At 36.7% G+C, this 23,718-nt stretch carries 18 protein-coding genes and 1 riboswitch; of the genes, 13 read left to right on the forward strand and 5 right to left on the reverse strand.

Annotated features, from left to right (window positions below; all coding sequences use genetic code 11):
* Window positions 1-213: 213 nt before the first annotated feature.
* The 5 genes from ABE048_RS10930 (at window position 214) to ABE048_RS10950 (ending at window position 6,673) form a co-directional block, all read left to right on the forward strand.
* Window positions 214-2,394, forward strand: coding sequence for a DNA topoisomerase III (locus ABE048_RS10930; protein WP_430311311.1), 2,181 nt, complete (start codon window positions 214-216; stop codon window positions 2,392-2,394).
* A gap of 132 nt (window positions 2,395-2,526) precedes the next feature.
* Window positions 2,527-3,078, forward strand: a complete 552-nt coding sequence (locus tag ABE048_RS10935) for a hypothetical protein (RefSeq protein WP_430311312.1) — start codon at window positions 2,527-2,529, stop codon at window positions 3,076-3,078.
* Between the two features lie 15 nt (window positions 3,079-3,093).
* Entirely contained in the window at window positions 3,094-3,576 is a 483-nt protein-coding gene (gene ybaK, locus ABE048_RS10940) for a Cys-tRNA(Pro) deacylase (protein WP_430311313.1), read from the forward strand.
* Between the two features lie 105 nt (window positions 3,577-3,681).
* Window positions 3,682-4,311 carry a YczE/YyaS/YitT family protein gene (locus tag ABE048_RS10945; RefSeq protein WP_430311314.1) on the forward strand — a complete coding sequence of 210 codons (630 nt, stop codon included), beginning with the start codon at window positions 3,682-3,684 and terminating at the stop codon, window positions 4,309-4,311.
* A 244-nt stretch (window positions 4,312-4,555) separates the two neighbouring features.
* Window positions 4,556-6,673: a choice-of-anchor J domain-containing protein gene (locus ABE048_RS10950; protein WP_430311315.1), complete on the forward strand. Its 2,118-nt coding sequence runs from the start codon at window positions 4,556-4,558 to the stop codon at window positions 6,671-6,673.
* A 127-nt stretch (window positions 6,674-6,800) separates the two neighbouring features.
* Here ABE048_RS10950 and kdpC read toward each other — a convergent pair whose 3' ends face one another.
* The 4 genes from kdpC to kdpF are packed head-to-tail and all read right to left on the reverse strand — an operon-like array spanning window position 6,801 to window position 11,281.
* Window positions 6,801-7,409: a potassium-transporting ATPase subunit KdpC gene (gene kdpC, locus ABE048_RS10955; RefSeq protein ID WP_430311316.1), complete on the reverse strand. Its 609-nt coding sequence runs from the start codon at window positions 7,407-7,409 to the stop codon at window positions 6,801-6,803.
* Window positions 7,410-7,424: 15 nt separating this feature from the next.
* The gene (gene kdpB, locus ABE048_RS10960; protein WP_430311317.1) at window positions 7,425-9,470 is read right to left on the reverse strand and encodes a potassium-transporting ATPase subunit KdpB; all 2,046 of its coding nucleotides are present in this window, start codon (window positions 9,468-9,470) and stop codon (window positions 7,425-7,427) included.
* A 14-nt stretch (window positions 9,471-9,484) separates the two neighbouring features.
* Window positions 9,485-11,188, reverse strand: coding sequence for a potassium-transporting ATPase subunit KdpA (gene kdpA / locus ABE048_RS10965; RefSeq protein WP_430311318.1), 1,704 nt, complete (start codon window positions 11,186-11,188; stop codon window positions 9,485-9,487).
* 15 nt (window positions 11,189-11,203) lie between these two features.
* Window positions 11,204-11,281 (reverse strand): K(+)-transporting ATPase subunit F, encoded by a 78-nt coding sequence (gene kdpF / locus ABE048_RS10970; RefSeq protein ID WP_119414062.1) that lies wholly within the window; start codon window positions 11,279-11,281, stop codon window positions 11,204-11,206.
* Window positions 11,282-11,548: 267 nt separating this feature from the next.
* Between kdpF and ABE048_RS10975 the strand changes: the two genes are divergently transcribed.
* From ABE048_RS10975 to ABE048_RS10985, 3 genes are all read left to right on the forward strand, one after another.
* Complete coding sequence (locus ABE048_RS10975) at window positions 11,549-14,206, forward strand: DUF4118 domain-containing protein (RefSeq protein WP_430311319.1); 2,658 nt, start codon at window positions 11,549-11,551, stop codon at window positions 14,204-14,206.
* Window positions 14,196-14,903 carry a response regulator transcription factor gene (locus ABE048_RS10980; RefSeq protein ID WP_430311320.1) on the forward strand — a complete coding sequence of 236 codons (708 nt, stop codon included), beginning with the start codon at window positions 14,196-14,198 and terminating at the stop codon, window positions 14,901-14,903. The genes ABE048_RS10975 and ABE048_RS10980 overlap by 11 nt, the downstream gene beginning before the upstream one ends.
* A 740-nt stretch (window positions 14,904-15,643) precedes the next feature.
* Window positions 15,644-16,843 (forward strand): glycine C-acetyltransferase, encoded by a 1,200-nt coding sequence (locus ABE048_RS10985; RefSeq protein WP_430311327.1) that lies wholly within the window; start codon window positions 15,644-15,646, stop codon window positions 16,841-16,843.
* Window positions 16,844-16,942: 99 nt separating this feature from the next.
* On the opposite strand, the gene ABE048_RS10990 is transcribed toward ABE048_RS10985, so the two are convergent.
* Window positions 16,943-18,145 (reverse strand): pyridoxal phosphate-dependent aminotransferase, encoded by a 1,203-nt coding sequence (locus ABE048_RS10990; RefSeq protein ID WP_430311321.1) that lies wholly within the window; start codon window positions 18,143-18,145, stop codon window positions 16,943-16,945.
* A 161-nt stretch (window positions 18,146-18,306) separates the two neighbouring features.
* Between ABE048_RS10990 and ABE048_RS10995 the strand changes: the two genes are divergently transcribed.
* The 5 genes from ABE048_RS10995 (at window position 18,307) to ABE048_RS11015 (ending at window position 23,316) form a co-directional block, all read left to right on the forward strand.
* Window positions 18,307-19,095, forward strand: coding sequence for a carbon-nitrogen family hydrolase (locus ABE048_RS10995; protein WP_430311322.1), 789 nt, complete (start codon window positions 18,307-18,309; stop codon window positions 19,093-19,095).
* 415 nt (window positions 19,096-19,510) lie between these two features.
* A complete protein-coding gene (locus ABE048_RS11000; RefSeq protein ID WP_430311323.1) occupies window positions 19,511-20,767 on the forward strand; it encodes a DNA polymerase thumb domain-containing protein in 1,257 nt (418 codons plus the stop codon).
* A gap of 191 nt (window positions 20,768-20,958) precedes the next feature.
* Entirely contained in the window at window positions 20,959-21,294 is a 336-nt protein-coding gene (locus tag ABE048_RS11005; protein ID WP_430311324.1) for a YolD-like family protein, read from the forward strand.
* A gap of 99 nt (window positions 21,295-21,393) precedes the next feature.
* Window positions 21,394-21,493, forward strand: a riboswitch (SAM riboswitch).
* 127 nt (window positions 21,494-21,620) lie between these two features.
* Complete coding sequence (locus ABE048_RS11010; RefSeq protein ID WP_430311325.1) at window positions 21,621-22,634, forward strand: methionine ABC transporter ATP-binding protein; 1,014 nt, start codon at window positions 21,621-21,623, stop codon at window positions 22,632-22,634.
* Complete coding sequence (locus ABE048_RS11015; RefSeq protein WP_430311326.1) at window positions 22,624-23,316, forward strand: methionine ABC transporter permease; 693 nt, start codon at window positions 22,624-22,626, stop codon at window positions 23,314-23,316. The genes ABE048_RS11010 and ABE048_RS11015 overlap by 11 nt, the downstream gene beginning before the upstream one ends.
* Window positions 23,317-23,718: the final 402 nt, after the last annotated feature.

Raw genomic sequence — 23,718 nt, forward strand, 5'->3', positions numbered from 1 at the left:
GAGGAGGCTCAACGCTCGCCCGCGGAAAGCGAAGCTAATTCCACATCATGTAGCAAACAGATTAATACTATTACTATTTGTATTTAAACACTCTTTCAGTAGCCTACTCTAAATTGGTGTCGGGGATTTTTGTATATATCCTAGCTTACAGCATCATTTTTTTATCAAGCCACTATTTCCGTTATAATAGAAGATATTGAGAGGAGCGGAATTATGTCTAAATCTTTAGTTTTAGCTGAAAAACCATCTGTTGCACGCGATATTGCACGTGTCTTAGGATGTCAAAAGAAGGGGAATGGCTTTTTAGAAGGTTCCCAATATATTGTGACATGGGCACTTGGCCATTTAGTCACTCATGCAGATCCAGAACAATACGATAACAAATATAAAGAATGGAAAATGGAGGATCTACCGATAATCCCGCAGCCATTTAAACTGGTACCAATTCGCCAAACAACCAAACAATTTAATGCTGTGAAATCACAATTAGCTCGTCAAGATGTAAACCAAGTCATTATCGCGACAGATGCTGGACGTGAAGGAGAGCTTGTTGCACGTTGGATATTAGAAAAAGCCAAGTGCCATAAACCGATCAAACGTCTGTGGATATCTTCTGTAACGGACAAGGCAATCAAAGACGGTTTTGCACATTTAAAAGACGGACGAGCATACAACAATTTGTATGAAGCAGCTGTTGCACGTGCAGAAGCAGACTGGGTTGTGGGGATCAACGCCACTCGTGCATTAACGGTCAAATATAATGCACAGTTATCAACAGGCCGTGTACAAACACCAACACTTTCAATGATTGCTGAACGTGAAGAACAAATTAAAAACTTTAAGCCAAAAATGTATTATGGTCTACAAGCAATTACAAACGACGCAACATTTACCTGGTCTGAAAAAGGAACGAACCAAATACAATCATTTAACAAAGAAAAAATCGAGCAATTACTAAAAAAACTCGACAGCGTACATGAAGCTACAGTGCAAGATGTACAAACGGTTCCTAAAAAGACATTTGCACCAACACTATTTGACTTAACAGAGCTACAAAAAGAAGCACATAAACGGTGGGGATGGTCTGCAAAAGAAACGTTATCCACATTACAAAATTTATACGAACATCATAAAATCGTCACTTATCCACGAACGGATTCTAAACATTTAACATCTGATATGGTTGGTACATTAGCAGAACGTATTAAAGCATCAGCAGTTGGGGATAACCGTGCTGCCGCCAATACATTATTACGAAACAAGCAAGTAAAACCACAAAAAGGTGTTGTGGATAACGCTAAAGTTTCAGATCACCATGCGATCATTCCAACAGAAGAACCAGCGATTTTGCCAAATCTATCGGATAAAGAGAGAAAATTATACGATCTAATTGCCAAACGCTTTTTAGCCGTATTCTTTGGTCCTTATCAATATGACCAAACAACCGTAACACTCGTGGCAGGTGGCGAAACATTTAAAGTAAAAGGTAACACTGTTCGCGATGAAGGCTGGAAAAAAGTTTATCACCAAGATGATGAAGAGTCGACTAGCCAAACATTACCTGTTTTCAAAAAAGGTGAGAGTGTTAAACTCCGTGCAATTGCCATGACTCATGGTGAAACAAAACCACCAGCACGTTTCAATGAAGGTACACTGCTTGCTGCAATGGAAAACCCTACACAATTTATGAGCGGGGAGTCTAAAGAATTAATTCAAACATTGCATGAAACAGGTGGAATTGGTACTGTAGCAACTCGTGCTGATATTATTGAAAAACTATTTAAATCATTTGTTATCGAGAAAAAAGGTAAAGACTTATACACAACTTCAAAAGGTCGTCAGTTATTAGATCTTGCACCAGCTGATTTAAAATCACCAGCATTAACAGCAGAATGGGAAAAAGAATTAACAAAGATTGCTAAAGGTACAGCGAAAAAATCCGATTTTATTAATAATATGGTTAATTTTTCTAAAAATGCTGTAAAAGATATTAAAGCAAGTGATAAAAAATTCAAACACGATAATGTCTCGGGCAAACAATGTCCAGAATGTGGGAAACTATTACTAGAAGTTAACGGCAAACGTGGCAAAATGCTTGTGTGCCAAGACCGTACATGTGGATATAAGAAAAAAGTATCTACATTAACCAATGCTCGTTGTCCAGTTTGTCATAAAAAATTAGAATTACGTGGTGAAGGCGATGGTCGTATTTTCGTATGTTCATGTGGTCACCGCGAAAAACTATCTGCTTTTGAAAAACGTAAAAATGCAGCAGGCAATTCAAAAGTTTCAAAACATGATGTTCAAAAATATATGAAAAAACAAGAAGAACCAGCCAACAACGCTATGGCTGATGCATTACAGAAACTATTTGGGAGTAATAATCAAGACTAGTATTGTGAATTTATAGTAATATTTTCCTGTGAAATATCGTTACTAGATTTGAGAGAATAGGCATTTTTAAATCTCAAATATTGGTGATAGTATAGTTTTAACTATAACGATATTAGGAAAGGGGTGATTGGCATGAATGTAGCTTCTCTAGTAAGTAATCACTATACAGAAATCGAAAATCGAAAAAGGGCGCTCCGTCAGAAATCAGCAGATGATGCGTATCGCAAAAATGCTCAATATTTTAAGCCAAAATTTAATCCAGCACTAGAAGAACTAGTGGGTTTATTGACAGGGAAAAAAGAGCAAGAGCATCAACCTGAAGTACAAGCTGCTATTCGTGACTTGCAACAACACAAAGGAAAAGTAGTTAGGGCTATGGTGGAGACAGACGCCACAGTTGAGAAGAGTAGAAATACGGAGAAAATGAAAGAAGATTATGTATCGGGTTCTTTTATTCAGCAAACACAAGGCCAATCTACTCAAGAAAGTAAATCATCAAAAGTAATACAAATCAATGGGCAGGAGATAGTTGAGAATGCTACAACAGCTGATAGAGCTAAAGTTGTTCGTGAAAAAGTGAAACAACGTCTTTTTGAAAAAGCAATATCACGTTACTCCTTCCATGTGCAAATGGCCAAACAAGGATTCCAGTTTGCCCAACCAACTATCTATCGCGCTGTATAGAGGAAGTGTTATTTTATGGCAAAAAGTAAAATGCAAAAAACCAATGCTGTTCGCCTTTTAGATCAACAGAAGATTCCGTATATACTTGCAGAATATGAAGTAGAAGAAGGAAAGATTGACGGCGTTTCTGTTGCAACGAAAATTAACCAACCGGTAGAAAAAGTTTTCAAAACACTTGTTGCTACAGCGAGTAAGGGAAGTCTCTATGTTTTTGTTATACCTGTAGCAGAAGAGCTAAATTTAAAAAAAGCTGCAAAAGCTGTTGGTGAAAAGAAAATTGAAATGATTCATGTAAAGGATTTACTGCCTAATACAGGCTATATCCGCGGTGGTTGTTCACCAATTGGCATGAAAAAGCATTACCCAACATTTATCGATATTTCTGCTGAACAAGTAGATGAAATGTATGTTAGTGCAGGGAAAATCGGTATGCAAATTTGCATTGTGCCAGTTAATCTAGTAAAAGCTACTAATGCAAAATTAGTATCACTTACTTGAAATTAATAATATTCTTGATACAATTAAAAAGCTAATTAATGAAAAGCCATTTATGTACTAGCATAGAATGGCTTTTCGTTTGTAATTGTAGAAAGAAGGATTTATATGCAAAAAGCAAATAGATGGCGTTGGCTATTCTTTTTTACAGGAATTATGGTCATTGGCCTTGGTATTGCGTTAACTGTAAAGGGCCAACGTTTTGGTGTAGGCTCTTGGGATGTTCTACACATTGGTTTATATAATCATTTTGGTTTATCAATTGGAGCATGGTCCGATATTGCAGGGATTATTATTATTACAATTTCTTCAATCGGCTTACGTCAATTCCCGAAAATCGGAACATTTATTAATATGATTTTCATCGGAGTATTTATTGATTTCTTCAACTGGCTATTACCTGATGTACATCTAATCTCATTACAATTTATGGACTTTATCTTAGGGGTCATTTTAATCGCAGTGGGTGGCGGTATGTATATTTCTGCTAATTTAGGTGCAGGTCCTCGTGATAGTTTAATGTTACTGGCCGTGGATAAATTCCACTGTAGTATTACATTAGCACGTACTATTATGGAAATTGTTGTTGCATTTGCAGGTTTCCTTCTTGGAGGACCTGTTGGAATAGGGACAATCATTATGGTATTTGCGCTTGGTCCAATTGTTCAGCTTTCTCTTGGAATTTGTCGTAAATTATTGTTGAAATGTATTGGTGACGAACAAGTTGCATTCTTCTAATATAGAGAATTGAAAAGGAGATTCCTTAAAGTAATCTTTAGGGGACTCTTTTTTTGTCGATAAAATATGTATTTAATAACAGTATTCCTATTTTATTAATGGTTTTATTTACATACCGTATTATGCATTTAGGCACTCTTTTAACTTAAAAAAAATCCTACCGCCGCATCATTTTCTGAATATTCAATAATGTTAGAATAAATTATGTAAGCGTTTCAAAATAATGGACGGAAGGGGTTTTTCTTTGAAAAAGGTTAAATGGATTTCTTTATTACTTTCAAGTAGCCTAGTACTATCGTTGATGAGTCCTTTGGCAAGTGAAGAAGTGAGTGCTGAAACAAAGTCTTATGAAAATTGGAATACAGATCGATATGGCGATCGAATCGATATCGATCATCAGCTGAGTGAACAAACTGAAAGTGCTGATTTCCAAAAGAAAGTTGAGGAAAAGATTAAAGAGCAAGCTAGTGAAGCGAAGGCTCTAACAGCATCTGATGAAAAGGCAGATCCTAACTTCACATACGATGGTGGTACCAAAGTATTCTTAAACCGAAATTTAGAGTTTAAGGAATTTACATTGCGAAGTGTTGGGGACAATGTTGAAGTATGGGTTGCACATGATTTAGCATATGGTCCAGATAATCCTCGAAATCCTGATGTCGTAACACAAGCACAAGTAGACAAGCTTCGTGATGAGTTTGACAAAAATATTTATCCGAAAGCAACAGATTTCTTTGGTACACCAGATTCGTTAGACGGATCCAAATCGCCATTACCAGGAATGGTTGGATTACCAAAAGACTACTATACAGGTTCTAACAAAGTCATTATGCTGGTTGACAATATTCAAGATGAGGGATGGAATAATCCTAACTATCCATTCTTTGTTGCTGGTTTCTTCTGGCAAACAATAGAAAAATATATTAATCGAAATATTATTACAATCGATACCAATTCATGGGATACTCGCTTAGAATCTACTTTCTTTGGCACAACAATCCATGAATTACAACATCTAATTCAAGCGGATAATGATCCATCTGAGGAATCATGGGTTAATGAGGGGATGTCTACTTTCGCTGAATATCTAGGAGGTTATGGACATGAAGATGGTTCGATTAATTTCTTCCTTGATCACCCTGAAAACTCATTGGTAAGCTGGGATGAACATAGTGGTGCAGAAACAGGTCCAGAAACAATCGCTGATTACGGTGAAGTTTATTTATTCATGCTTTATCTATATGATAAATTTGGACATGACTTTATCAAATCATTAGCAACTGATGGTACTTCACAAGGTATTGAAAGTGTTGAGAATGTTTTAAAACAATACAAAACGAATAAAGACTTTACGAAAGTTTATCAAAACTTCATGACAGCTCTAGCTCTAGATGATAGCACAGTAAGCAAAGATTACAATATTGATAGCATTGATTTACGTGATTTAGTGGTTGATAGACAAGGTACAAAACGTGGCAAAACAATTGATTTTGAAAAAGCACAAGTGTATGAAAAACAGGGTGTCCCTGCTTGGGGAGGAGATTTCAAATCACTTGATTTTACAAAAGAAATTAGAGGAATGAAGTTTAATGGTGCTGATTTCTTACCACTACAATGGAAAACTGTTGCAGATCCACTCGGTTCTGGTAAACAAGTTTTATGGGGCAATACAGGTAGCCAAGCTGATAATCAAATGATCTTTGAAGCAGATTTATCTTCTACTAACAAAGCAACATTGAACTTTGAGCATTATTATCAAATTGAAGAGCAATGGGATTTCGGAGCTGTTCAAGTGTCTACAGATAATGGAGAAACATGGACAAGTCTAGCAAATGATCATACAAGATCAGATATTACTGCAGAAGGTTATCCAAATACAAAAGCTAATCTACCTGGCTTTACAGGAACGAATAAAAAATGGACTCCTGAAACGTTTGATTTATCCAAGTATGCAGGTAAAAAAGTGTTAATCGCATTCCGCTATATGACGGATTGGGGTTCAGAAGAAGCTGGTTGGTATGTGAAAAACATTGGCATCCCTGAAATTGGTCTTTCAAAATCAGGTACATCAACTGATGGTTTCCAATCTATTGGTCAATTGAAAAAAGATTACCTTGATTATGTCGTGACTTTTATCCAAACGAAGAAAAATGGTAAAGAGCGTGTTTATCATGTGAATCCATTTAATGTAACAGATGCACAAGCGCTTGATATTCAGAAAATATTAAAAGAAGGCAATGTGAAGATGATTACTTCTTATGCAGCAAAACCAGGACAACTGAATCCGTTAGATTTCTCTTATGAGGTTATCTTAAAAGGAGATCAACCGAATAAAGGCAATCAAAAAGGTAAAAATAAATAATCTTATGTAATGAATACTGTCTATTAAGTTCAAATTATATTAGCAGAAACGAAAAACAAGATAATTTGTTTTTCGTTTCTGCTTTTTTAAATTATTGAAATATGCAATATGCAGTTAGTGTGTTCTCTTACTTCATCTTTTTATCTATTAACATATTTGCCTCTAACACATTCATTTTATCTTCTCCTAACACACCAAATATTTTTTTGGATGTAGCCTCTTTTATAATATTTTGCACCTCTTCTTTCGATAAATGAGATGCTGCTGCGATACGATCAATCTGTATTTCAGCTGAAGGAATTGAAATGTGTGGATCTAGCCCAGAGCCGGAACTTGTCATTAAATCACCGGGAATATCTTTTTTAGAAACAGTTGGATTGTTCTTTAAAAATTCATCTACACTGTCATTCATTCGTTTCGTCAACTCTGGATTTGATGGGGCGTAGTTAAAGTTTCCAGAACTGACACCTGCGTAGTTTGGGTCATTTTTTTCATATACATTATAATTCACACTTGAAACGCGACTAATAAAATGAGCCGGATTTTCAAAGGTTTGGCCGATTAATTTCGATCCTACTACTTTACCATCTATCTTAATCAGACTACCATTTGCTTTATCATGGAAAACTAGTTGCGAAACACCAGTCACAGCAAATGGATAAATAATGCCGCAGATAATCATCATCACAACGGATGTTAAAAAAGCTACCTTGATTTGTGGAAATATTTTTTTCATCGTCATGACTCCTCTCTAAATTCCTATTATTTTTAATAGTGGTGCAATAATCATATCGATTATTTTAATACCGATAAAGGGTACAATCGCACCGCCAACTCCGTAAATTATGCTGTTTTTGATTAATAGTTTTGATGAACTCATTGCTTTATATTGCACACCTTTCATCGCCACAGGAATGAGTAGGGGAATGATAAGGGCGTTGAAAATAAGTGCTGAAAGAATAGCACTTGTAGAAGAGTCTAAGTGCATAATATTTAAACTTTTCATCTCCGGAATACCTATTAATAAAATTGCTGGTATAATCGCAAAATACTTTGCGATATCATTTGCAATACTGAATGTTGTTAGTGCTCCTCGTGTCATTAGAAGCTGCTTTCCAATTTCCACAACTTCAATAATTTTAGTTGGATCGGAATCTAGGTCAACCATATTTGCTGCTTCTTTGGCAGAGTTTGTACCTGTATTCATTGCCATTCCAACATCTGCTTGAGCAAGTGCTGGTGCATCATTTGTACCATCACCTGTCATAGCGACAACTTTTCCTAGTTTTTGTTCATCTCTTATGACTTGAATTTTATCTTCTGGTTTGCTTTCTGCAATGAAGCCATCAACTCCAGCTTCTTTTGCGATTGCTGCGGCTGTTAGTGGATTATCTCCTGTACACATAATGGTTTTAATGCCCATTTCGCGGAGCTGTTTGAAGCGCTCTTTCAAACCAGACTTCACAACATCTTTTAAGTAAATCACACCGAGAATCATTTCATTTTTCATTACAACTAAAGGCGTTCCACCTTCGTTTGATACAGCATGAATAAGCTTTTCTAAATCTCCCGGTACAGCCTTGCTTTCTTTCTTAATCGTGTCATAAGCACCTTTTCTATACCGTACACCATCTGTTGTATTGAGACCGCTCATTCGTGTTTGTGCAGTAAATGGAATATGTTCACTTGATTGAATGATCTGTTCGACATCTTGTACAGCTAGTTTTTGCTCCTTAGCCAAAGCAATAATTGATTTTCCTTCCGGTGTGTCATCTGTTAAAGAACTTAAATAGGCTGCAGTCGTTAGTTCTTTTTGATTAACACCGGATACAGGAAGAAAAGCTGTCGCCATACGATTCCCGTGAGTAATTGTCCCTGTCTTATCTAAAATTAATGTATCTACATCACCACATGCTTCTACTGCTTTCCCATTCATCGCAATCACATTAAATTGTGTTACGCGGTCCATTCCTGCGATTCCAATTGCAGATAGTAATCCACCGATTGTTGTTGGAATAAGACATACTGTTAATGCAATTAAAGTTGCAATTGAAATTTCGATGTTTAAATATTGCAGCATTGGATAAAGTGTCATAACTACTAGCAAAAAGATAATGGTCAAACTTATGAGCAATGTACTTAATGCAATTTCATTCGGAGTCTTTTTCCGATTTGCTCCTTCTATTAGAGAAATCATTTTATCTAAAAAGGACTCTCCTGGAAGGGAAGTGATTTTAATGGTTAATTCATCACTTGTGACAATCGTACCTCCTGTAACAGAAGAGAAGTCTCCACCTCGTTCTTTTACGACTGGTGCAGATTCACCTGTAATAGCTGATTCATCTACAGTTGCAATTCCATCGACTACTTCACCGTCATTTGGGATCGTTTCACCTGCACGAACGATCACAATATCACCATGTGTAAGTTCACTAGCTTGTTTCATTACTTCATTTCCATCTATTATCACTCTTGCAGATGTAGAAGATTTGGTTTTTTTCAGAGTGGCAACTTGGGCTTTCCCTCGACCTTGTGCGATTGATTCTGCGAAATTTGCAAACAAAATCGTTAAAAATAACACAACTGCAACAACGCCATTATATAAACGAAGATTTTCTTCTCCTGCATGGAATAGAGAAGGAAAGATTGATAACAGTACAACGAGGAAAAAGCCGATTTCTACGACAAACATAACAGGGTTTTTTAACATATATATTGGATTAAATTTTTTTAAAGCACTTACGAATGAAGTGGCCACAATTTCCTTTGTTAAGAGGCCATTCTTTTTTGCTCCCATGTTCTCACTCCTTTTCATGAGTTAAGCTGTAAAAATTCCGTAATTGGTCCAAGTGCAAGCGAAGGTAAGAATGTTAATGCACCAACGACCAGGACAATTGCGACTAGGAATACTGTGAATGTCGCATTGCTTGTGTTTAATGTACCTACCGATTCGTTGTGAACAAGTTTTTTGGCTAATAATGAGGCAATCGCAATTTGCAGCACAATGGATGTATAGCGGCCAAAAAACATAGCCAAGCCGGTTGTTACATTCCAAAATGTTGAGTTATCTGCCAGTCCCTCAAATCCTGAACCATTATTTGCAGAAGATGATGCAAATTCATAAAGTACTTGTGACAACCCATGAGCGCCTGGATTAGTAATCCCTTCAACTCCGCCAGCTGTGATAACTGCTAATGCTGAGAAGCTAAGAATGATAGTAGGGTGAATTAAAATACAAAGTGCAATGAGTTTCATTTCTTTTGCTTCGATTTTCTTCCCTAAAAACTGTGGTGTTCGACCAATCATTAAACATGCAATGAAGATGGTAAGAAGAACGTACATCATCATATTCATCAAGCCGACACCTTTACCGCCGAATACGACATTTAGCATCATATTGAATAATGGTACTAAACCTCCAAGGGGTGTTAATGTGTCATGCATATTATTTACTGTCCCTGTCGTAAATGCCGTCGTTACAGCTGTAAATAATGAAGATTGTGCAATACCGAAGCGTGTTTCTTTTCCCTCCATATTGCCTGTTTGATCATCAATACCAATTGCATGGATTGCTGGATTACCTGATTTTTCGCTTAGATATACAACTGCAACCCCAATAAGAAAGATCACACTCATTGCTATGAAAATAGAGGCACCTTGCTTACCAATCAAAACTTTTTTATCACGGTTTTTCCGATATGCAATCATTAAACCGAGTGTCACAACACAAGCCCCTGGTAGTAACATCATCGAAAGCATTTCTACTATATTGGATAGTACAGTTGGATTTTCAAATGGTGTGGATGAGTTCGCGCCATTAAAACCACCTCCATTTGTTCCTAGGTGTTTAATTGATTCCATTGCAGCAATGGGTCCAAACGCAATGTCTTGTTGTTTATGCTCAATCGTAGTTAAAGTAATATTCTCTTTAAACGTTTGAGGGACACCTTGCGATACTAGAAATAGAGAAACAACAAAAGATAAAGGCAATAAAATACGGGTAATAACACGTACAAAGTCAACGTAGAAATTACCAAGTACGTCTGTTTTAGCAATTAGTCTTCGGCAAAAAGCCATACATACGGCATAGCCTGATGCTGCAGACGTGAACATCATAAAGATTATTACAAGCATTTGAGATAGATAGCTTAAACCCGATTCGCCACTATAATGCTGAAGATTCGTATTCGTCATAAAGGAAATAATCGTATTAAACGATAATGTCGTTTCCATATTTCCAATATCATTGGGATTTAAAAAAAGTACGGATTGGATACGTAAAATGAAATATCCAATAGCAATCATTACAGCATTTGAAAATAGTAAAGAGAAAATATATTGTTTCCCTGTCATCTCCTCTTGCTTAATTGCGCTCAGTTTATAAATGATGTTCTCCACTCGATTAAAGAAACCATCGCCCCACATCTTTTCCTTCATCGTGACTTTATATAAGTAGCGTCCTGCGATAAGGACGAGTGGTAAATAGAGAACCAAAACAATCGTAATTTGCCACATGGTAAAGGACCTCCTTTAGTACTTTTCTGGATTTAGTAAAGCGTGTACGAGATATCCAATTAAAATAATCATGATCATTAATAAGATCCACATTTGATTTCACCTCTACTTTTCAACTTCTTTGTAGCACCATGTTGTTAAAGCAAATAAGCTAGTAAAGCTTATTATTAATATGAAAATCATGGATAGTTCCAACATTTTGCACATCCTTTCTTGCTTGTGATTGGTTTTACTATAGATGAAAAGAAATTAATGTAGTGTTTGGATTTTCCATAAGACATTAAGATGGCATTAAGATGTTTGGAAGAATGTCCTTTTTGTGTGGAAAGTAATTATAATGAAGGCAAGGGGGATGTTGAAGTGACTCAATATTCAGATCATAAGCGTGGACAACTAAAGATATTTTTAGGGTATGCAGCAGGTGTTGGAAAGACTTATACCATGTTAAAAGAAGCAAAAGAACAACTCAAACTGGGGACAGATGTCGTCGTTGGTTATATAGAGCCGCACCCTCGTAAAGAAACAATGGAACTGCTGGAAGGATTTGAAGTAGTACCTACAAAGTCTATTTCATATAAGGGAAAACATTTTACGGAATTAAATTTAGATGGCATTATTCGGCGTGCACCTGAAATTGTTTTAATCGATGAATTGGCGCATACCAATACACCTAATCTTAGGCATACCAAGCGTTATGGGGATGTAGAGGAATTACTGAATCAGGGGATTAATGTGTATACCACTCTAAACATTCAGCATATTGAAAGTCTACATGACCTTGTTGAAGAAATTACACATATTAAAGTTCGTGAACGTATACCAGATGCAATTATCGACCAAGCATCACAGATTAAACTCGTCGATATTGAACCTGAAGAGTTAATTGAAAGATTAAAAGATGGGAAGATTTATAAAAAAACTTATGTAGAGAAAGCTTTAAATCATTTCTTTCAAATTAATAACCTTATAGCATTAAGGGAAATTGCGTTAAGAAGAATTGCTGATACAATTCATAATAAAACGAACAACTCATATGTAAATGCAATGCAAAATAACGTACTAGAGCATATATTGGTGGGCATTAGTAGCTCTCCTACGAATGCAAAAGTAATTCGAACTGCTGCTAGACTTGCACAAGCATTACATGGTAAATTTACCGCACTTTATGTAGAGCGAGATACCAACCAAACGATGTCTCAAGTAAATGAAGAACGATTAAAGAAAAATTTGAAGCTAGCTGAGCAATTAGGGGGCAATGTTGTTACAGTTCAAGAAGACAGTATTGCTACGGCAATTGCTAATTATGCTCAATTAAGTGGTGTAACAAAGCTTGTTATTGGAAGAACGATAACAAAAGCGAACATATGGGGAAGAACAAAAATTACCGATAAGTTAAATGAGCTTTTACCGAATCTATCCATCTACATTGTTCCAGATCAAGAAAATACACCAAAGAAAAAAATAGATTTTAAAACAGATTTCAAACTACAACCTTTTGACTTACTTAAAATGATTCTTATATTTAGTATCGCATCTATTGTTGGGATGTTTTTTAAATCCCTTGGAATTAGTGAAGCAAATATCATTACGATTTATATCTTAGGGGTATTGATAGTAGCTATTTGGACGACTAGCTGGGTAATGAACATTATTAGTTCACTCGTTGCAGTATTGACCTTTAACTTCCTATTCACGAAACCAATTTTTTCGTTTGAAGCGTACAATCAGGATTATCCAATGACTTTTGTTATCATGTTTGTTTCGGGTATCATTACAAGTAGCTTAACGAAAAAAGTGAGAATGCAAGAACGACAAGCCATTCAAAAATCCTATCGTATGGAAACATTACTAGAAACCAATCGTAAGCTACAATCTGCCTCATCTTTTGATCAATTGATTGAAGAAGGTTCCTCAGAAATTGTTAAACTTACTGAGCGCCCAGTATGCTATTACAGTATTAAGGATAAACGAGTTATAAAGCATACATTTTATAAATCACCCTTGCTTTCTTCAGCGCAGAATAAGGAACAAGAGAATGAATTCAACAATAAAAATGAGCTTGCCATTGTGCAATGGGTTATCAATAATGAACGTGTTGCAGGTATGACAACGGATGTTTTTAAAGAAGCTTACGGTTATTACGTTCCATTTCTTTCAAATAATAAGGTTACAGGTGTAATCGGCATTTCACTTCATAAAAAAGGACAGTTACCGACTTTTGAACGTCAAATATTGTATGCGATTTTGAACGAATTCTCACTCGCAATTGATAAGTGGCAGCTACTACGTATTAATGAGAATGTACGCCGTGAAAAGGAGTTAGAGCAAATTCAATCGAATTTGTTGCGCTCTATCTCACATGATTTACGAACACCACTTACGAGTATTTCGGGGCATGCGGATATTTTGAAAACGAATGATCACAAAATGTCTATAAATCAACGTCAAACACTGTATGAAGATATTTATTACAATTCTAATCGACTTGTACAACTGGTAGAAAATTTACTTGCTGTATCAAAGTTAAGTAATGGACACTTTCCTCTTCAAATTCAAGAGGAATTGGTTGAAGATGTTATTAACGATGCAATTCACCAGCTTTCAAAAAATAGTACTAGGCCAATTCAGGCTCATATTGAACCTGAATTTCTTTTGGCATATATGGACACAAGATTGATTGGGCAAGTACTTATTAATTTACTAGACAATGCGGTTAGCTATACCCCTTGCGATAGTAGCGTAACGATTTATGCTTTTGAAAAAGGGAATTATGTTTTTATAGAAGTAAGGGATACAGGAAATGGCATTTCTTCTGAACAAAAGAAAGAATTATTCCAAACATTTAAAAAGAGTCAGATGGAACAAAGTGATGCAAAGCGCGGGCTAGGTATTGGGTTATCGCTTTGTCAAACCATTTTAAAATTGCATAAAAGTGAGCTAAGTGTTCGAGATAATAAACCACATGGAGCAATTTTTAGCTTTTGTTTGAAAAAGGGAGGTGTAGTAGATGAATCGTAAAAAAATACTCATTGTTGAAGATGATATTGCCATAGGAAATCTCATTAAAATGACAATTGAGCTTCACAACTATGATTATAAACTCGTCACAAAGGGAGTCGATGCATTAAAGGAAGTTGTTTCAATTCGCCCAGACGTGATTATTTTAGACCTAGGTTTACCTGATATGGATGGTATAGACATTATCTTGAAAGTTCGTACTTGGTCGAAAACACCAATCATTGTTGTGAGCGCTCGAGGTGAAGAAACCGAAAAGATTAAAGCACTTGATATGGGGGCAGATGATTATGTCGAAAAACCCTTTAGTGTTGATGAATTACTTGCTCGTATTCGTGTAGCGTTGAGACGTTCAGCAGCTAATGTAGATATAGAAATAGAACAACCTATATTTACCAATGGGCCTCTCTCTATAAACTATTTATCCCATACTGTGTTTGTTAATAATGAAGAAATTCATCTCACACCAAATGAATATAAGCTTTTAGAAACGTTGAGCAAAAATCTTGGCAAGGTGCTCACTCATAACTACTTGTTAAAACAAGTTTGGGGAGATGCTCTTGATACTGATGTACCAAATTTGCGTGTTTTCATGGCTACGCTCCGAAAAAAAATTGAGAAAGAAGTAAACCAGTCAAGATTTATTCAAACCCATATTCGAATTGGCTATCGCATGATTCATTGGGAAAAAAATGAGTGATGGTAAAGGGCTGTTCAATAAGTAGATCAGCCCCTCTATGTTGAAATATTTATATATTCTTGATTTTACAGAACATACTAGAAAGAAGGGTAGCGGTGCGAGACCCCTGCAGTAAATCTTGCAGGGCCCTGAAAAAGTTAAATAGATGTAAAATATGATAAAAATTTGATATATCTATCTTCATTGAAGTGGAATTAGCGGAGAGTCCTCGAAAATGCATTCGCATTTTCTTCGTGCGATGTTAATTCAGTGAAGCTCATTCAATGTCCTGTGGGAAAACGAGCTAGACGAGAACCCGGAGCGAGATTTTCTCTGCTACGAAGCTAGCGAAGCGATGCAGGAGCACAAGTGAGGAGGCTCGTCAGTTCGCCCACGGAAAGCGGAGCTAATTCCACTTCATTCAATAGCAAATATATACTATGAATATTTGTGTTACTACACTTTTTTAGTGGCCTCACTCTTGCAACTTGAGCCCTGATGAAGTCGCGACAAAGCGGCTCAAGGCTTGTCTGCGGAAAGTGCCAGAGACCCTATCTTTTAATATTACTTTAAACTTTTTAACAGGAAATTAGCATGGAAATTGGATGAATACTCTTTTTGAAAATACAACTGTGTTTTTAGAAAGAACATTAAGTGTTTCTTTATAAAGGGGTATAAATGGTTTTTTTATAATAGTTCTTTTCAGAAGTACAAAATAGAAGGGGTATATGCTACAATATCGATATATTCGCATGAAAGGGATGATGACCTTGTCTAATGTACTCAACAAATTCGTTAACGACAATTTACAACAACTTCGTGACCAAGGCTTATTCAACGAAATCGATCCTGTTGAAGGTGCTAATGGTCCAACTATTCAAGTACGTGGTAAGAAATTGATCAACCTATCTTCAAATAACTATCTTGGTTTAGCGACAAATCCGGAATTAAAAGAAATTGCTAAAAAAACAATCGACACTTATGGTGTAGGTGCAGGTGCTGTTCGTACAATTAACGGTACACTAGATCTACATGTAAAATTAGAAGAAAAATTAGCAGAATTTAAAGGAACAGAGGCTGCGATTTCTTATCAATCTGGCTTCAACTGTAATATGGCAGCTATTTCTGCTGTTATGGATAAAAATGATGCGATTCTTTCTGACCAATTAAATCATGCTTCTATTATTGATGGTTGCCGCTTATCCAAAGCAAAAATTATTGCTTATAACCACTCTGATATGGAAGATCTTCGTAAAAAAGCAAAAGAAGCAACTGAATCTGGCCTTTACAATAAAGTAATGGTCATCACAGATGGCGTCTTTTCTATGGATGGAGATATTGCAAAACTTCCTGAAATCGTAGAAATCGCAAAAGAATTCGACCTTATTACATATGTCGATGATGCTCATGGCTCAGGTGTAACAGGTAAGGGGAAAGGGACTGTTAAGCATTTTGGTTTACAAAATGAAATTGACTTCCAAATCGGTACACTTTCAAAAGCTATCGGCGTAGTTGGTGGATATGTAGCAGGTAAGAAAAACCTAATCGACTGGCTAAAAGTTCGTTCACGTCCATTCTTGTTCTCAACTGCTCTACCACCAGGTGATGTAGCAGCGATTACTCGTGCTGTTCAAATGTTAATCGATTCAACAGAACTTTGTGATAAGCTTTGGGAAAATGGAGACTATTTAAAAGCAGGATTGAAGAAACTTGGCTTTAATATTGGTCATTCTGAAACACCGATTACACCATGTATTATCGGTGATGAAAAACTTACACAACAATTTTCATCTCGTCTAATAGAAGAAGGCGTTTATGCAAAGTCTATCGTCTTCCCAACTGTTCCAAAAGGCACTGGTCGCGTACGCAATATGCCAACTGCTGCCCATACGAAGGCAATGTTAGACGAAGCTCTAGCTATTTATGAAAAAGTAGGGAAAGAACTTGGGGTTATTTCCTAAACGTTGAAATCTGTTTAAGATAAATTGAGTTTACTTTAGAACTAAAGGTGTGGATAAGGATTTATGCTTATCCACACCTTTTATTTTTGCCCATAGTCATTATGCGTATGATGAATTTTTTGCTAGTTCAGCAGGTTTTTTAAATAAATTTAGTTTTTCAATGCGCTTTACGGCTTCAGTTAGTCGCTGTTCATCTACTAATAATCCTACTCGTATATAACCTTCGCCATATGCCCCAAAGCCGTTACCTGCAGCGACTGCTACATCGGCTTTCTCTAATAGGAAATCGGCAAATTGTTGGCTTGTAAACCCTTCTGGAACAGGAAGCCATGCAAAGAAGGAACCCTTTGGTGCTACTACAGGCCAGCCAGCTTCGTTGCATGCTTTGATAAGTACATTTCTTCGATTTTCGTATAGCGCTACTTGTTTTGTAACACAAGTTTGATCACCTGTTAAAGCCTCAACTGCCGCTAATTGCAAGGCTGGAAATAGGCTGACAAAGAGATGATCTTGTATAAGATTTAAAGCATCTACTATTTGTGCATTACCAACTGCAAAACCTACACGCCATCCTGCCATATTATAAGTTTTAGATAATGTGTAGACCTCAATGCCGACTTCTTTTGCCCCATCTGTTTGGAGGAAGCTAATTGGTTTTTCACTATCGAAACCAATCGCACCATATGCAAAATCCTGTAGAACGGCTATATCATTTTCTTTTGCTAGTTTGATTGTTTCTTCATAAAATTCTTTTGTAGCAATACCACCTGTTGGGTTATTGGGATAGTTTAAATACATTAATTTAGCGCGTTTTTTTACATCTGCAGAAAGCTTTTGATAGTCTGGAAGAAAATCATTTTCAGCTAAAAGTTGCATTGTTTCAAATTGGACATCTGCTAATGTTACACCTGATAAATAATCTGGATAACCTGGATCTGGAAGTAGCATTGTATCTCCCGTATTTAATAGAGCAAGAGGCAATTCAACGAGACCGGCTTTTGCACCGAAAAGAATGGATACTTCTGTTTCAGGGTCAATGTCCACATCGTATTCTCGTTTATAAAAGTGAGCGACAGCTTCCTTTAATTCAGGTAATCCGCGAAAAGGTGAATATTTATGCAGTTGTGGATTGGCGGTTGCTTCTTGCATCGCTTTTACAATATGTGCTGGTGTAGGCTGATCTGGATTTCCTTGTCCTAGATTAATTACATCTCTTCCTTCTGCAACTGCGTCACTTACTTGTTTAACGAGATTCGCAAAAAATTGCTTAGGTAAATTTTTTAATTTTGTTGATAACTCCATAAATATTTCCCTCCAATTGATAATTAAAAGTGCTAAGTCCATGTACTATACATTTGAATTAGATATCGCTAGAATAGAAGAAAAGAAATTTTCTGAATTTAAAAACGATTTAGTGAAAATAGTATAACCTTTTTATGAAAATGTCTATAGGTGGTGCAAAAATGAAGATTGGTTGTATTCAATTAAACGTAGCTTTTGGAGATGTTGAAAAAAATTTTACAAGGGCAGAAGCTTTTATTCGAGAAGCAGCTAGTAAGGGAGCAGAGCTTGTTATTTTACCTGAAATGTGGAACACGGGCTATGCATTAGAAAAACTAGAGGAATTAGCAGATGTGAATGGTGAGAGAACAAAGAAATTCCTTCGAGCATTAGCTTCAGAGCTCCATATTCATATTGTAGGTGGCTCAGTAGCAACGAAAAAAGGAGAAGGTTTCTTTAATACGATGTACACAGTAGATCACTTTGGTGAAATAGTAGGCGAGTATGATAAAGCTCATTTATTCCGCTTAATGGATGAACACTTACATCTATCTGCTGGTGAGGGGCAAAATAATTTTGAACTAGGGGATTTATCAGCAGCGGGAGTGATTTGCTATGATATTCGCTTCCCAGAGTGGCTTCGCCTTCATGCGTTAAATGGCGCCAAAGTCATATTCGTATCGGCACAATGGCCAACCCAAAGAATCGATCATTGGAAAGTGTTATTGCAGGCACGTGCCATTGAGAATCAATGCTTCATCGTTGCAATTAACCGTATTAGCAATAAAGTAGAAAACTTTAATGGTCAATCAATGGTAATTGAACCTTGGGGCGAAGTACTGTGGACAGGTAACGAAGCTGAAGAACTTTCCATAGTCGATGTTGATTTCTCGAAAGTGGATGAAGTACGTAAGAAAATTCCAGTGTATGATGATCGACGTCCAGAATTATATAAGGATATTTTGAAATAAATCATTGACCCATTTTGCTATATCTTAGTAGAGTGGGTTTTTATTTTGGATGAAGTCACATCAAGAAAGAAGATATAAAGTTTCCTAAATGGAGACGTCAATTTCACAGGACGTGGATACAATTCAAAATTTCGAGGATTGAAAGTAAAATTTCGTGGATTGAACACGTAATTTCGTGGATTGACTTCCTAAAAACGTGGATAGACCCAATAAAAAACTCCATTATAACAATAAAGCCATTCCAAAACCCTTCTCTAAGCAACATATATCGAACATAGACTATATAAAAAATTACTTCACAGGATACTTATAGCAAAAAAGTTGTCGTTTATTGGTAAAGTGCTACTTCCTACTTGTCATCTCACTTATCTCATTTTAAAATAAGAACAAATGTTCTGTTTGGAGGTGTGCTGTGATGTATGAAAATATGCCCAGAAGATCAATTATGTGTGTGGATATGAGATGTTTTTATGCTAGCTGTATGGCATCGTGGGCTCATTTAGATGTTGAAAAAGAGGCGATTGCAGTTGTTGGTAATTTTCAGCAAAAAGGGAGTATTGTTCTTGCTGCTTCTCCGATTATGAAGCAACGATTTCAAGTGAAAACAGGAACGAGACTATATGAAATACCGAAGCATCCAGATATTCATTTATTTGAACCAAAGATGGAATATTTTGTTCGTATGTCGGTTGAAATTACCAAGCTATTGAATAGTTATGTACCAAAGGAAGCTATTCATGTATATAGCATTGACGAAAGTTTTGTCGACCTTACTGGTACCGAAAAACTGTGGGGAGATCCAGTAGAAACAGCACACCAAATTCAAGATGAACTTTATCGACAATTTGAAATTCGAAGCACAGTTGGCATGGGACCAAATATGTTGTTAGCAAAACTTGCACTCGATTTAGATGCGAAAAAAACAGGCTTTGCTAAATGGGATTTTGAAGATGTGGAAAAAAAGCTGTGGCCAGTTACACCTTTATCGAAGATGTGGGGAATTGGTCATCGAACAGAACGAACGCTTAATAATATGGGGATTTTCTCTGTTGGTGATTTAGCTCATGCTGATTTAACAACACTAGAAAATCATTTCGGTATTATGGGCAATCAGCTATACTATCATGCTCGTGGCATCGATTTATCAAAAGTAGGTGAAGCACCACTGATAGAAGGGCAAATTAGTTATGGCAAAAGCCAAATCTTAATGCGAGATTATAACACGAAAAAGGAAGTGCTCGCTGTCCTCCTTGAAATGTGTGAGGATGTGGCAAGAAGAGCACGAGAAGCTTATAAAGTAGGGCGTACCATTACTTTGGGAATTTCCTATAGCAAAAATGCCTTCGGAGGAGGTTTCAATCGTTCGCGCACAATTGATGAAGCAACCAACGATACAATGGTCATTTATCGTGTTTGCCAGCAAATATTGAATGAGCAATACAATGAACGGCCTGTACGGCAAATTAGTGTCAGTATTACAAAATTAGAATCAGAACATTCCATGCAGCTCAGCTTTTTTGATACAACTCGTTGGAGGCGTCGTAAACTTGGTGCCACTATGGATCAGCTTCGCACTCACTATGGTTCTTCAGCAGTATTACGGGCAGTATCTTATACGGATGCAGGCACAGCTATTAATCGTTCTCAACTACTTGGCGGACACAAAAAATAAAAAAATGTATATTTATGCGTCTTGAAAACGAAAGGTTTATGCATCTGCATGAATGTGATATGCATAAGGAAAAGTTCATTGTGGATAACTAAGGTGTGGATAACTAAAAATCGGGAAAAGATAGTTTATAGAAAAATCATCTTTAGCATAGAATTATGCAGGCCAAATGAATGTGCAAAGGAGGCATTAGCTTGATACGTGATCGAGGAAATATAAAATGGACTGCGATGATGCTACCAGAACATGTACAAAGGCTAAGAACTTGGCAACAGGAGACACAACAGATTACGAAACCTGCATTTGATGAATGGACATTACAAGCATTAGAAGAAGAACTGATGCAAGCTTATTACGGCAAGAAAGAAGTATTACTAGAAGTTTGGCATCAGCAAGCAAGTACTCAATATAGAGGTGTCATTACGAAACTCAAAAGCGAAGAAAAAAAGCTTTGTTTATACGATGCCAAACAACTTGTGAATAATTGGATTGAGGTAGAATTCATTCTCTGTATAAAGGTACTTGAATAATAAAATATTTTAAAATAGTTTATTTTTTCGAAAAATTCGTTGACAAATGGTGAAAAAGGAAATAATATGAATAACATAAACTTACAACTTAATAAATGGAATTTATCAAGAGTGACTGAGGGATAGGCCCTATGAAGTCCAGCAACCCCCGTTAGGGAAGGTGCTAATTCCTACAGAATTTATTTCTGAAAGATAAATGAACATCGATAATAAGATACATCTTTCAGTTGGGAGATGTATCTTTTTTAGTTTAAATACATAGTTTACTTATAGAAATTGTGTAAATTTTGTACAATAGCAATTTAACAAAGAATAGAGGGATGTATATGCTGGAAATACAAAATGTATCGAAGGTTTACAAGGCAAAAAAGAAAACGGTAACCGGTGTAGATCATGTCTCTTTAACAATTGGAGATCGAGAAATATTTGGTATTGTTGGTTATTCTGGGGCAGGCAAAAGTTCCTTATTACGCTGTATTAATTTATTGGAACAACCAACGGATGGACGAATTCTAATTGATGGACAAGATTTAACCAAACTAAAAGGTGAGAAGCTTCGCCAAGCGCGTTTGAAAATCGGTATGATCTTCCAACATTTTTATTTAATCAGCCAAAAAACGGTTGGTGAAAATATTGAGTTTGCATTGAAAGCTGCAAAAACGCCAAAGGAAGAGCGGAATAAACGAGTTAAGGAATTACTCAAAATGGTGGGCTTAGAAGATAAAAAAGATGTGTTTCCAGCGCAGCTGAGTGGAGGGCAGAAGCAACGTGTAGGTATTGCAAGAGCGCTAGCAAATAACCCTTCTGTATTGCTTTGCGATGAGGCAACATCAGCACTTGATCCAACAACTACAACCTCCATTTTACGGCTATTGAAGAAAATTAATCGTGAGCTTGGCATTACGATTATTCTGATAACGCATGAAATGGACGTTGTGAAAGAAATTTGCGATCGTATGGCTATTATGCAAGACGGTAAAGTGATTGAAGAAGGCTCTGTTTATGATATCTTCGCAAATCCAGAAAAACCATTAACAAAAGAATTTATTAGCAGTGTTGTATCATTTGATATTCCACAGGCGATCATGCAAAACGTCAAAGGAAATGTTGTAAAGATCTTATTCAAAGGTGATGTGGCGGGTGAGGGGGTTATTTCAGATATGCTTCAGCAATTTGAGGTACAAGGGAACTTCCTTCATGGAACAATTGAATATATTCAAGAAAGACCACTCGGTATTTTCCTCATGGAGCTGAATGGACGAGTGGAAGATATTAACCGTTCGATTTCCTATATGGAAAGTCGTGGAGTAACAGTGGAGGTGTTAGACTATGTTATTTGATCCAAGTCACTTTGCTAGTATGCTACCAGATATTTGGAAAGCGTTTGGACAGACACTTCTAATGGTAGGAATTTCCTTAGCTATCTCATTAGTCATCGGTTTGCCATTAGGTCTACTATTATTCACTACAAGTAAAGGTCTATTTTCTACAAGTAAGCCGGGACTGCTAGGTAATCGTTTGGTCAATATAGTTGTTGGCTTTATCGTCAACCTTATTCGTTCCATTCCATACATCATTCTTTTAGTAGCGTTATTCCCATTCACTAAATGGCTAGTTGGCGATACGATTGGTCCTATCGCAGCGAGTGTTTCTCTATCTGTTGCAGCGATTCCATTTTTCGCAAGACTTGTTGAAACATCTCTTCGTGAAATTGATAGAGGTGTCATCGAAGCATCCATTGCAGTTGGGGCAACACGCTGGATGATCATAAAGGACGTATTACTTCCTGAAGCGAAATCAGGCGTTATTCAAGGAATTACAATGACAATTATTAGTTTAGTTGCATACTCAGCAATGGCAGGGATTATCGGTGGTGGAGGTATCGGTGACTTAGCAATCCGCTTCGGTTACTACCGTTACGACAACACAATCATGATTACAACAGTCGTTATTTTAATTATCATTGTCCAAATCATCCAATTAGCAGGCGATGCCATAGCAAAAGCAGTAGATAAACGTTAAAGCGGAACGCACCCGTAAAAAGGAAGATTGTCTAAAACCGTCGCTTCCTGCGACAACGGCTATCTAACCAACGTCTTATGGGGCTCCAACAAGAGGTGGATGTCCCGAAGCTAAATCAAGGATTTTCATAACAATGTATTTAAATGAATCAATTTCATAATGCAAAATTCAAATAAAATATATGAACACTTAATGATATCCAATTTTGTTCGTTGTGGAGCGAAAGACGGCGACTCCTACGGGAAAAGCTTGAGCTGAAAGCCCAGCAGGAGCGGTTTTAAAGAACAAAGCCTAAGATCGCCACGTCCTGTGGCAACGGCTTCGTGACCAACATCGTGTTGGCCCGAGGAGATTGAAGCCAAGCCCGTGGAAAGCGCCGTCTGTAGCGGAACATCCAAATCT

Source organism: Rummeliibacillus pycnus, from assembly GCF_050459865.1.
Classification (GTDB): Bacteria; Bacillota; Bacilli; order Bacillales_A; family Planococcaceae; genus Rummeliibacillus; species Rummeliibacillus pycnus_B.